Here is a 12,158-nt window from a genome sequence, read left to right on the forward strand (position 1 = left end):
GCACCCCCTCATCAGACGGGCCCGGGACTCCCGGGCCCGTCTGCGCTATGCGGCGCGGGTCGCTCGAACTCACCGGCCTTGCGGTACATGGTGCCGCACGCCGCGAACGCCGTGGGCGTACAACCTGACTTTTGCAGCTGAAAAGGGCGGTTCTCCACCGTCTAGCTGGGAGAACCGCCCTCTCCGCGATGACTTTTCACGACGTGGTACGCCTCAGCTCCTCGGTTTCCTCACGGACGCCATGATCTCGCGCACCCTGCCCTTGGACGCGACCCGACGCGTCAGGTCGATGCCTGTCGACTCGCCGAGCGCGTCGGTCAGGTCGGTGCGGTAGTCGAAGATCCAGTGGTTCCCGTCGAGGCGGTGCCCAACGACGCCCGAGAGCGCCTCCTGCACCGCGCCGGCCGAGGGCCTCGACCCCGTCGCCCGCCCGACGTCGGCCTGCATCAGGCGCATGACGAGCAGCGCCAGGAAGCACGCGAGGAAGTGGGAGCGGATGTGCGCCTCGGTCGACACGTAGACCGGCCGCGCGTCCATCTCCCCCTTGACCACGCGGAACGACTCCTCGATCCTCCACAGGCCCCGGTAGCAGTCGATGACCTCCCCGTCGGCCATGTCCTGCTCGGAGGTGACGATGCAGCAGTACCCGTCGCAGCGGGCGTCCCCGGCGATCCGGGCCTCGTCGAGGACCCAGGCGGTGGCGCCGACCTCGCCGGTCTCGGGGTCCACGGGCACCGGCCTCGCGTAGCGCGAGCTCGACCTCTCGTAGGCGCGCGCCGCGTCGCCGCGCGCGATCGCGCGCAGGCTCTTCTCCACCACCTTGGCGCGCTCGGCGCGGCTCCTCTCCGCGTACCTCCTGGACCAGAACGCCACCTGCTTGACGGGCACCATGACCCTCTTCCTGCGGCCGTCCTCGCCGGTGACGTAGACCGCCTTCTCGCCGATGCGGGACTTCACCTTGTACGTCCCCTCCTCGTTCGAGGCGTAGCCCTCGTCGGCCAGCACCCAGGACCTGAGCCCGGCGTCCGCCCTGCGCACGCTCTGCGAGAAGACGTAGCCGTTGCCGTCCAGGATGCAGCGGGCGATGTTCGCCGAGGCGTTGAGGCCCTTGTCGGCGACCACGACGACCCGCTCCGGGCTGTCGGGCCCGAACCGCACGCCCGCCCCCCTCCATCGCCGGCACGAGCGTCGCGACGTCGGGCGCGTTCCCCGGGAACAGCGCGTAGTCCAGCGGGATCCCGTCGGCGTCGAGGAACAGCCCCATCTGCACGATCGGGCTCGGCCGGCGCTCCTTGGAGACCCCGCGCATGCGGAAGCCGTCCTCGTCCTCGACCTCGAAGAAGAAGTTGGTGACGTCGTAGTAGAGCACGCGGGTGTCCCGGGGGCCGCGCGCCGCCTCGAGCGAGGCGTTCGCGTGCGCGACCAGCTCGCCGCGCCTCTCGTCGAGGTAGGTGAGCGCGCGGTAAAGGTCAATTATATCATGCACCGACAAGCACCTAGTATAATAGTCATATGATCGACACAAAGAAAAAGGCCCTCTAGCAGGGCCGATAGCGCGCTATTTATCCGATACGGCTGCAAAACTCGGGAGCTACTTCGGCACCCCGCGCGAGACCAGCGTCACCGATGACATCAACCTCGCCATCCAGCGCAACGTCATCCGCAACTTGCGCGCCGTTGCCGCAAACGACCAGGACCTCGCGGCACGCTCCGAGCTCGTCTACGACTCCGCGATGGCCGAGAACGGCGTGCTCAAGGTGGGCAAGGTCACGGACTTCCAGGCGCACATGATTCAGCATCAGTACGGCGCCTACACCCATACCAACCACGGCATGGGCCTCGCGGTGATCCACCCGGCGCTCTACCGCCACCTGGCGCCCGAGGCGCCCGCGCAGTTCGCCCGCTGGGCGCGCGAGGTCTGGGGCGTGGCCGAGAAGGACGACCTTGCCGCGGCCATGGCCGGCATCGACGCGCTCGCCGCGTTCACAGCGGAGATGGGGCTGCCGACCACGTTTTCCGAGCTCGGCGGCGATGCCTCCGACGAGACGCTTCGCGCCGTGGCGGACACGTGCCTTCTCATGCCCGGCTGCGCCAAGCAGCTGAGCCGCGATGAGGTCTTCCAGATCCTGACCGAGTGTCGGTAGGACGGTCCTTCTCGTCTAAGTGTCCGAAACCCGCATATGAAAACCCGCGTGCGGTCGGAAAACAATCTGGGAACGTATCATAGGTGTACAAACAACCGAAGGGGGGCGGCGATGAGGTATCGGGCGTTGGGCAACACGGGCCTTATGGTCAGCGAGATCGGCTTTGGCGGCGAGTGGATGGACCGCTCTCCCGAGGAGACGCTCGAGGTGGTGCGCGCCGCGGAGGGGGCGGGCATCAACATCCTCGACTGCTGGATGAACGACGCAACGCGCCGCTCCAACCTGGGCGACGCGCTCCGGGAGCTCGGCAGCCGCGGGCGCTGGGTCATCCAGGGGCACCTGGGGTCGGTCACGGTTGACGGGCAGTACACGCGTACGCGCGACCTCGACCTGGTGAAGCCGGCCTTCGAGGACCTTCTCGCCCGCTTCCACACAGACTACGTGGACCTGGGCATGATTCACTACGTGGACAAGGTCGAGGAGTACGAGCGGATCGTTCTGGGCGACAGCCCCTTCATGCGCTACGTGCGCGAGCTGCGCGCGGCGGGCACCGTCCGCCACATCGGTCTCTCCACGCACAACACCGAGGTCGCGCGACGCGTTGCCGAGAACCCCGAGATCGAGATGATGCTCTTCTCGGTGAACCCGGCCTTTGACATGATGCCCGCGACCGAGAACCTCGACGACCTCTTTGGCGACTACACGGGCGTGGGGGAGGGCGGCATCAACGCCGACCGCGCCGAGCTCTACGCGCGCGCCGAGGAGACGGGCACGGGCATCACCGTCATGAAGGGGTACGCCGGCGGCCGTCTGCTCGACGCGGCGACCTCGCCCTTCGGCGTGGCGCTCACGCCCGTGCAGTGCATCCACTACGCGCTCACGCGCCCGGCGGTAGCGAGCATCATGGTGGGCTTCTCCACGCCCGCGCACGTGGTCGAGGCCGTTGCCTACGAGACCGCCTCTGCCGAGGAGCGCGACTATGCGAGCGTGCTCGCCGGGGCGCCGCGCCACGCCTACCTGGGTCAGTGCACCTACTGCGGCCACTGCGCGCCGTGCCCCAAGGGCATCGACATCCCCACGGTCAACAAGTTCTACGACCTCGCTGTCCTGCACGATGAGGTGCCCGACTCCGTGCGCGACCACTACCGCGCGCTCGATGCCCATGCTGGCGACTGCATCGCCTGTCGCGCGTGCGAGGGCCGCTGCCCCTTTGGCGTGAAGGTGGCCGACAAGATGGCCGCGGCGGCGGGGCTCTTCGGGCTCTAGCAGTAGAGGCGCAGGACCTGCGTGAAGTCGAAGCCGCAGACGAGCTCGCGAAGGGGGGAGAGCTGGTCTGCGAGGGCGGTCTCGGCGTCGGGCTGCTCGCGCAGCGCCGCGACCCAGCGGTCGAGCACGAGCTGGAGCGCGCCGCCCTCGGGGCGCGTCTTGGTGGAGAGGTTGCGGACGAGCTCTCGGTAGGTGGCAAGGCCCTGGCCCTGACCGCCCTGGAGCCGGCGCTCGGGGGAGAGGTCGGCGTCCGCCACCACGAAGCCCTTGCCCATGGCGTGCGTGCGGACGGTCTGAAGCAGGAAGCTCTTGCCGGCGCCGTAGCGGCCGACGAGGAAGCGGAAGCTCGCGCCGCCGTCCGCCACGAGCTCGAGGTCGTGCAGCAGCGCCTGGATCTCGCGCTCGCGGCCGACGGTTACGTAGGGGAGGCCTATGCGCGGGACGACGCCGCCCTTGAGGGAGTTGACAATGACCGCTGCGATGCGCCTGGGCACCTTGGGTACGACGCTCACGGGGCTCCTCTCGCCGGCCTGATGGACCATTCATACTAGCACACACCTGTCGAAAATACAAACAGATGTTCGTATTTTCTGAAGGGGAGGGGACCTCCCTGGGATAACCGAGCAGAGCGGCCGGTCTAGTACGTATCAGAGGCTTGTCTCGCTCGAGATGCGCTCCTGTCTCTTGCGCGAAGGGAATGCGGTCTCGTGCTGCCAGACCGTGCCTCATGAGACGCAATGCCATACGCTTGAGCGGGCATGGTCCGGCCTCACCCCTAAAGCCCTTGCCGATACGTGCAGTAACGTGTTCGACGTGGTCCACTTTCTCCCATGCGTAGCTCCTGTCGTGTCGCCAAAGCCGGGGTTTGGGAGGGAACGGGACTCCGGTCGTGAATGGCCGGGCAATTATGGGCCACGGGTGTCTGGGGGACGGTCATGCGAGTAAGCACCATGGTACCAAACCCGAGCGAAGTGGGGCGTCGTTCCTATGCGAGGGAGGGGCCATGGCCGTCGAGTCCGCCAACTATCAATGCCCGTCATGTGGAGGGGTGCTGAGGTACTTCACGGGGACGGGAGAGCTGCGGTGCGACTACTGCGACTCGAGCTTTACGGTGGCGGAGGTCGAGGCGGCCTTCGCGCCTCGCCTTGAGCGCGCCGATTCCCGGATGACGGATACTTTGCCCCCGACGGGGCCGACACATGACGTCGCGCCCATGAGGACCTACACCTGCGCCTCATGCGCCGCCGAGCTCGTGTGTGACGCCACGACCGCGATCACGGAGTGCCCGTACTGCGGCAACCAGGCGGTTGTCCCAGGCGTTCTCGTGGACGAGTTCAGGCCCGACCTCGTCATCCCCTTCAAACTAGACAAGGCCGCGGCCGTCTCAGCGCTTTCCGCCCACTACAAGGGGAAGAGATTCTTGCCCGGAGCATTTGCCGCGAACAATCGCATCGATAAGATTCAAGGCGTCTATGTGCCGTTTTGGCTCTATGACGCTGAGGTCGACGCATCTGCGAGGTTCAGCGCGAACCGCTCCAGGACGTATCGGGCGGGAGACGAGGAGGTGACGGAGACGGATCACTACGATGTGTATCGTGCCGGGTCGATGTCGTTCAGGCGTGTTCCGGTGGACGGGTCTGCCAAGATGTCAGATGCCCATATGGATGCGATTGAGCCCTTTGACTACGAGGGGCTCGTGTCGTTCTCCATGGCATATCTTCCTGGGTTTGCTGCCAATCGCTTCGACTTGGGTCAGGAGGAGTGCCGGGATCGAGCCGAGCGACGCATCATCTCGACCATGGAGGACGTTCTTCGGGACACTGTGACCGGATACGACTCGGTTTGCACGGAGAGTTGCGACGCGAAAGCGTCTTGGCAGGAGGCTAAATATGCGTTGCTGCCAGTGTGGGTGCTATACACCACGTGGGGTGGCAGGGGATTTCTCTTTGCCATGAACGGCCAGACCGGGAAGCTCGTCGGCGACCTTCCGATTGCTGCGAGTAAGGTCGTCGCGTGGTTCGTGGGCATTTTCGCTGTTGCGCTTGGTATGATGATCGCCGCAACCTCGGTGTTTGATTTGTTCGAGGACGACAAGACACTGAGACTTGCAGCCCAATTTGGCGTTCCCGCGCTAGTGGCTATCGTCACCTGCCTCTATTTCTATTCCGAGATGAGAACCGCCCGAGAGGCGACGCAGGCGAATGGGTTCATGAGGCGCGAGACGTTTGATCTGACGGACAAGGCCGACGTCTTCACGTCCACGAGCGTGACGAGGCGTAGGATCGAGAGGACCGACAAGTAGAGGCGGCGTCTCGGTCGGTGCCAGAGCGAGGCCGTCCCGCCACCGGAGGAGTTGGTGGGCGGGACGGCCTCGAACTGACTAGGGATTACTGGAAGATGGAACCGGGCGCCCTTCCGGATGCCTTGCTACTGGAAGGGCGCCCAGACCGATGCGGGCTTCAGGCGCGCGTATGGAAGGCCGTATGCCAGCGCCTATGCGGCGAATGGGTACGTCGCGATGGTCTCGTAGGTGTTCGCGTCATAGACCTCAAGCTTGCCCTCAACGGAAACGAGGGACGCGAGGTCGGGGACGTCGCTCTGTGCGAACCACATGAATGTCTCGGCGTTGCAGCCGGGCTTGATGGTCTCGCTCAGCACCGGGTCGGCCATGGTGCCGTTTACGGAGAAGGTGCCCCACGAGGCGTCTACCGAGATGTCAGAGGCGGAGTTGTTGGTAATCCTCAGGGTGTAGCCGGAGTCGCCCGCCCAGTCGGTCTTCTTGTTTACGATCTCGATAGTGCAGGTGTCATCGTTCACGATCTGCTGATTGACCTCCTCGACGATCTCCTCATCGTCACCCCAGGAGCTTCCGGCATCCTCTCCTTCCTCGGACTCCGCGAGCGAATCGAGGGCACTCGCGGCGTCTTCCTTGAGCTTGGTCGCGTCTTCGTCGCTGAGTCTCTTGAAGGACATCACCTCACCGTCCATGTCGAGACTGAGAAGATCGTCCTCCAGAGTGGCTGTGGCGGTCTCGCCCTCGAAGGTGATGTCGCACTCGCTCGCGCTCTTCGCCTCCCACGTGCCTTCGAGAGGCTCTCCCATGAGATTGAGCTCTGCCTTGCCCTCATCCTGCAGGTCAACATAGCAATAGATGCCTAACGCCTTCATGAGGTCGATGTCTTCTGAGGTAAGATCCGGGGCTTCGGTCAAGTCCCAGGTACCTAGGAAAGCCTTTGTCGGGTCTCCGCCCCCGCCGCTTCCGCTGCAGCCCACCAAGGCAAGACAAACCGCTACCACGGTGGCAAGCGCCAAGACAAACCGATTTCTCTTCATGATGCCCTCCTTGCTCGTACGCTACCGTCAAGAGCGTGGCCTTCCGCACTCCATGCAGAACTTGCCCGTGTTGACTGCCCCGCAGCTGCATGTCCATTCGGCGGTCTCCGGTCTCGGGGATCCGCACTCGGGGCAGAAGCGGCCTGTGTTTACGGACCCGCAGCTACAGGTCCATGAGCCAGCGGGACTCGGCTTGGGCGCTCCGCACTCCATGCAGAACTTGCCCACGTTGACTGCGCCGCAGCCGCAGGCCCAGGTGTTTGGTGAGGCAGGTGCGGCGTCAGGGGCGGGCGGGGTCGCCTGCTGCTGGGCTCCCATCTGAAATAGGTTGCCTGCTCCCATGCCGCCGGCCATGCCGGCGAGGCCCAGCCCCATGAATCCCGCCATGGCCCCTCCCTCGTTGGAGGCGGCGGCACGCATGGCATCGGACTGCGCGGCTGCCAGGTTCGCGGCTGCCATGGTGGGATCGCGCATGACCGCGGCCTTCTGCAGCTCCTTAATCATCGCCTCGTCCTCGGGCGACGCCGAGATGGTGTTCACCCCGAAGGCCGCGACCTGAATGCCGCGCGTCTCCGCCCAGCTGTCACTCAGAACCTCATTGAGGGCGCGAGAGAGCTCCATGGTGTGCCCGGGCACGGCGCTGTACCTGATGCCCATCTCCGAAATCTTCGCGAAGGCGGGCTGCAGGGCGGTGAGCAGCTCGCTCTTGAGCTGGGAGTCAATCCTGTCGCGGGTGTAGACGTCCTGGATGTTGCCGCACACGTTCTTGTAGAACAGCAGCGGGTCGACGAGGCGGTAGGAGTACTCGCCGTTGCAGCGCACCGCGATGTCCACGTCCAGGCCGATGTTTCTGTCGACCACGCGGAAGGGGACCGGGGATGCCGTACCGTACTTGTTGCCGACGATCTCCTTGGTGTTGAAGAAATAGATGCGCTGGTCACGGCCTGTGTCTCCGCCAAAGGTGAAGCGGCGGCCCAGCGTCTCGAACGAACGTCTGATGCTGTCGCCGAGGTTGCCGGCAAATACGCTCGGCTCGCTGGAGCTCTCGAAGACGAACTCGCCAGGCTCGGCGCAGACCTCGACCACGGCACCCTGCTCGACGATGATCATGCACTGGCCCTCATTGACGGCGACGATTGACCCATCGGAGATGATGTTGTCCTCGCCCTTGGTATTTGAGCTGCGCCCGTGTGCTGAGGTCCTCTTCTGGCCCTTCGCGGCGAGGACGTTGGCGTCCAACGAGTCGCAGTAGAAGAACTCACGCCACTGATCGGCGAGAACGCCGCCGACGGCTCCGGTGCCAGCCTTGAGAAGTCCCATGGTTGCCTCCAATGACGGTGTCGGAAGGACGGGATGGTGAGTCTCGGCTGCCCCTAAGCCGAGCCCATGGCTCCTCCGCAGTACTCGCAGCGGCCATTGGCGTCGGGGAAGGTCGTGGCTCCACAGAACGGGCAGGTACGCGCCTCCTTGGGAGCGGCGGCGGCAACGGCCTCGTCGCGAACCGCGTCACGAGCGCCGAGGAGCGCCTCGCGAATCTCCTCGGCTATGCGCACGGCCTCGCGGTAGTCGGGGGAGCCCTGGGTCTCTATGCGAGAGGTGTTTGCCTTGACGGTGATCTCATCGAAATACGGGGCGTTGACCTGAACGATTGCGTATACGTCGTAGTCGATGTCGTAGCGCGGCGGGTCGTAGCTCACGCTCGTCCCATCCTCGAGTTCGCGCTCGATTTCGGTGCGCGTCTCTCGTACGTCGACGATGCAGCCTGTGACCTGGCTGAAGTCGATGATGTCGGGGTTGGCCTCGCGCCAGCCGGACCCAGCGGGCACGACGGCAAATGCGCGCGCGTCATCATCGATGAGCACGCGGGTTCGCTGGCCGAGCGTGCGCGTGGGCGTGAAGGAGGAGACGCGTGCCTTGTTTTCCTCGCGATAGGCAAGCTGCTCCCTGATGTCCTGTACCGTGGAGCTGCGGCGTTCGCTGAAGAAGGGGGAGAGCTTCCCGGCGCAGTCCTTGCAGAGATAGCCGTCCTCCAGCTTGCGCTTTCCCAGCAGGCCGAGCTCCTTGCCGCAGATGTCACATGACTTCTTCTCGAAGAGGCTTCCAAAGAGTCCCATGGCAATCCCTTCTCCTAGGGCGCCACCGATGCGCTGGCGCTTCGGCTTGCCGCCTTTGTGGCGTTGGCCTTACGATAGAGCGCGTCGCGTTTGCGGGCGATGCCCCTGCGGCCCAGGCTTGGCGGGTATTGCGCGCCTGATGTCCCATGTTCGGGGGGCGGTGTTGCGTACAATGGACTAGGATCGGGCCGAGCGGGGGTGTCGCGATGTCAGGGATTGCTTCGATGGTTCGAAAGGCCGCCGCACGCGTGCGAGCTGCCGACAGGCGTCAGGTCCTCGTCGCCTGCGCCGCATGTGCCCTTGCGATCATCGTGCTGCTGCTCTTGTCGGAGGGTCTTCTCGACCACGATATCTGGCGTTCGGCCGATCGGGACGCGTTCTATCCCCTTGGGCACTACAACACGACGCCCCACATGGCAGCGACGGTCGCCATCCTGTCGATATGGGGTCCCTTTTCGTGCTGGCGGTGCTTCGATCCTCTGGTTCGTAGGTACATGGCCGGCTGCTTCATGTTGTTTGCCGGCTGGATGCTCGTCGTCATCGTTAAATACGCCGTGGTTTGGGACCCCGCCGTCGAGCTCCTGTGGTACTGCTTCTACGTTCCTATCCTGCTCGTCCCCATGCTGTGCGTGTTCACGGCGTTTCGGGCTGCCGGCGTGGATGGCCGCCCTGCCGTCGTGAGGTGCAGGAGGGCACTCCTCGCGATCAACGCCTTGCTTCTGGTGGTGGTGTTCACCAACGGGATCCACCACGCGGTCTTCTCCTTTGGTGCCACAGACCCCGACTGGTATGAGAATTACGAGTACGCGCCTCTGTACTACGCGGTGTATGCGATGGCCGTCGGTCAGTTCGTCGCGTTCTTTGCCTTGCTTTTTGCAAACGCGTATCGGCAGCTCAGGGGCGCGATCGTCACCGTGTCGCTCATCTGCGCGCTGGCGGTCGTGTACGGATTGGCCTACGTGCTGCGCGTCCCGTTCTTCTTCTCGGGCAACTTCTCTCTCAGCTATACGTGGTTCGTATGCGTGGCAATCGAGCTGTGCTTCGACTTCGGCATCATTCCGGCCTTCGCTCACTACGGGCGCCTGTTCCAGACCCTCCCCATGGACGTGAAGGTGTTCTCCCTCTCTGCCGAGAGGGGGGATGGTCCCGTCTACGCGACGTTTCAGGCCGGCCCCGTCTCGCCCCAGGGGCGGTCCTGCGTCGAGGCGTGCGCGACGGGGCCCGTACGGCTCATCTCTGACGTGACCCCCGATGTCGTGTATCACGCCCAGAGGGTCTCGGGCGGCATCACGCTGGTCACCGAGGACATCTCGGCCATCTCCTCGCGTCGACGCGTGCTCGAGCAACGGCACGCGGCCCTTCGCTCAAGCTGTGCACTGCTCGAGCAGGAGCGCCTGATGCGCGAGCGCCTCCGCAAGCAGGAGAGCGAAAGGGCGCTCTACGACGAGGTTGACCAGTCCATCTCCGAGGCGCTTGGGAGGGCCCGGGAGCTCATGTGCCAGGTTGAGGGCCTGCCGGGTGACGAGGCGGTCTTCAAGCTGACGATTGCCAAGATGCTCATCTCGTATTGCAAGCGCAAGGGCGGCATCGTGCTCGCGCGTCGAAGCGACTGCGACTTCGAGCGCGAGAAGCTCCAACTCATCGTGGGTGAGCTCGTTACCGACCTCCAGACCGCGGGGGTGAGCTGCGGAGCGCTCGTCGAGACCGGCGAGATGATCCCGGTCGATGCCGTGAGCGTGCTGTACGACTGCCTGTACGACTTCTCGATCGCGTCGCTGTACTGCGTGGACCCCGTTCTCATGATGTACTTCTCCGACTACAGCGACGGCGCGATAGAGATGCGGCTCGCGCTCTCCACGGGGGAGCTTCGCAACCTCGCCGAATCCGAGGAGATGCAGGAGCTGCGCGTGTTGCTCGATGGGAGGGACGTGGCCTATCGCCTCACGGGGGAAGAGGGGTCGCTTGTGCTCGTTGTGGTCGTGAGGAAGGAGAGGTAGCGTGGAGGTCCTGTTTCACCTCAACGACGTCTCATTGCTGCTGCTGGGTACCGCCTGCCTCTCCGCAATGGCCTTGCAGGGGGCGCATCTCTTCGTTCTGGCGCTCTGGCGAGAGAGCCCGATGCGCGTCGGCACGCTGGTGTACGAGGCCCTGCTGATGGTGCACCTGCTGCTCGCCTCTGTGATTCTTCGCGAGGCCTGCGCGAACTACGCCTACGTGTCGCTGTGGTCGCGCTCGTTTTGCGTGCCGGCGATCGATGCGAGCTGGGCGAACGTCGCGCCCGTTCTCTGGGGGACGATTCTGGCGCTCGTGGCGCGGCGCCCCATCATGGTCGCGGAGCTTGTGGTCATGGCATGCTGGCTCCCTCCCTTCGTATGGCTTCTCGGGAGTGCGTGGCCCTGGGTCGTGGCGATTGGCGTGGCATTCATGACGTCTCGCTCGCTTGCCTGCGTCGCGCTTGACTACCGACGTGGTGGCGAGCTCGTCACGCGATTCTCGCTCGCCGAAGTCGTGAACACGGCTCAGGAGGGGATACTCTGCTACAAGGCGGATGGCAGGATTCTCGTGATGAACGACGCCATGCGCGGCCTTCTCGAGACGCTGGGGTGTCGGAGCGTGCTCGTCGACGCGTGCGAGGTGCGTCGGATATTGCTGTCAGATGCGCGAGAGATTCACGAGTGCATGCTGGATGCAAATGGTGACGTGGGCGAGGCGTGGATAACGGCCCCCAACTCGACCAGATGGCGTCTCGTGTTCGATGTGGTCCGGTTGGGGATGGGGCATTGCGGGCGCGTGATCGCGACGGACGTAACGGAGCTCATGAAGCTCAACGAGGAGCTTGACGCGACCAACGCCGAGCTTGCGCTCGTGGAGGACCACCTGCGCGCGTCTCTTGCGGTTGTCGATGCGACGGCGGAGCTCGACGCGCTCGCCCACATGCGTGCGCGAGTGCATGACGTCATCGGACAGCGTCTGTCGATTCTTCACCGCGCGCTCGAAGACGGGGACCTCTCTCGTAGCCATCTGGGCAATCTCCGAGAGATGGTTGACACCATCATGGCCGACTTGGCCATGCGCGAGCAGGCCGACCCCAAGGCAGACCTAATGTCGGTCATCGAGGCGTTTGAGCTGATTGGTGTCGGCATAGACGTTTCCGGCTCTCTTCCCGACCGCGACGAGGTGGCGGATGCGTTTGTTCGCGTCGTGAGGGAGGCGGTGACGAACGCCGTGCGCCACGCGCGCGCGACTTCGGTCGAGGTGAGGCTCGAATCGACGGACGAGGGTGCGGATTCGGGCGGGAGGG

9 protein-coding genes and 1 pseudogene are annotated in these 12,158 nt (G+C 64.7%); 5 read left to right on the forward strand and 5 right to left on the reverse strand.

Annotated elements, in window-relative coordinates; all coding sequences use genetic code 11:
* Nucleotides 1-213 precede the first annotated feature (213 nt).
* Entirely contained in the window at nt 214-1,158 is a 945-nt protein-coding gene (locus B5F79_RS01495) for an IS1634 family transposase (protein WP_158094809.1), read from the reverse strand.
* A 392-nt stretch (nt 1,159-1,550) separates the two neighbouring features.
* Between B5F79_RS01495 and B5F79_RS01500 the strand changes: the two genes are divergently transcribed.
* Nucleotides 1,551-2,144 carry an iron-containing alcohol dehydrogenase gene (locus B5F79_RS01500; protein ID WP_087217120.1) on the forward strand — a complete coding sequence of 198 codons (594 nt, stop codon included), beginning with the start codon at nt 1,551-1,553 and terminating at the stop codon, nt 2,142-2,144.
* A gap of 111 nt (nt 2,145-2,255) precedes the next feature.
* Complete coding sequence (locus tag B5F79_RS01505; RefSeq protein ID WP_087217121.1) at nt 2,256-3,410, forward strand: aldo/keto reductase; 1,155 nt, start codon at nt 2,256-2,258, stop codon at nt 3,408-3,410.
* Nucleotides 3,411-3,412: 2 nt separating this feature from the next.
* Here B5F79_RS01505 and B5F79_RS01510 read toward each other — a convergent pair.
* Nucleotides 3,413-3,952, reverse strand: a pseudogene (locus tag B5F79_RS01510) (BREX system ATP-binding domain-containing protein); the annotation flags it as partial.
* 461 nt (nt 3,953-4,413) lie between these two features.
* On the opposite strand from B5F79_RS01510, the gene B5F79_RS01515 reads away from it, so the two are divergent.
* The gene (locus B5F79_RS01515) at nt 4,414-5,712 is read left to right on the forward strand and encodes a hypothetical protein (RefSeq protein ID WP_087217122.1); all 1,299 of its coding nucleotides are present in this window, start codon (nt 4,414-4,416) and stop codon (nt 5,710-5,712) included.
* A gap of 191 nt (nt 5,713-5,903) precedes the next feature.
* On the opposite strand, the gene B5F79_RS01520 is transcribed toward B5F79_RS01515, so the two are convergent.
* From B5F79_RS01520 to B5F79_RS01530, 3 genes are read right to left on the reverse strand one after another with little or no spacing between them, the layout of a single operon-like run.
* Nucleotides 5,904-6,743: a hypothetical protein gene (locus B5F79_RS01520; protein WP_143786202.1), complete on the reverse strand. Its 840-nt coding sequence runs from the start codon at nt 6,741-6,743 to the stop codon at nt 5,904-5,906.
* A 27-nt stretch (nt 6,744-6,770) separates the two neighbouring features.
* Nucleotides 6,771-8,063, reverse strand: a complete 1,293-nt coding sequence (locus B5F79_RS01525; RefSeq protein WP_087217124.1) for an SPFH domain-containing protein — start codon at nt 8,061-8,063, stop codon at nt 6,771-6,773.
* Between the two features lie 53 nt (nt 8,064-8,116).
* Nucleotides 8,117-8,857 (reverse strand): DUF4428 domain-containing protein, encoded by a 741-nt coding sequence (locus tag B5F79_RS01530; RefSeq protein ID WP_087217125.1) that lies wholly within the window; start codon nt 8,855-8,857, stop codon nt 8,117-8,119.
* Nucleotides 8,858-9,081: 224 nt separating this feature from the next.
* Here B5F79_RS01530 and B5F79_RS01535 point away from each other — a divergent pair, with 224 nt between their 5' ends.
* Complete coding sequence (locus B5F79_RS01535; RefSeq protein ID WP_143786203.1) at nt 9,082-10,854, forward strand: hypothetical protein; 1,773 nt, start codon at nt 9,082-9,084, stop codon at nt 10,852-10,854.
* A gap of 1 nt (nt 10,855) precedes the next feature.
* On the forward strand, nt 10,856-12,158 hold a 1,303-nt coding region (locus tag B5F79_RS01540), incomplete at its 3' end, for a hypothetical protein (RefSeq protein ID WP_087217127.1).

It is taken from the genome of Olsenella sp. An285, assembly GCF_002159625.1.
Classification (GTDB): Bacteria; Actinomycetota; Coriobacteriia; order Coriobacteriales; family Atopobiaceae; genus Thermophilibacter; species Thermophilibacter avicola.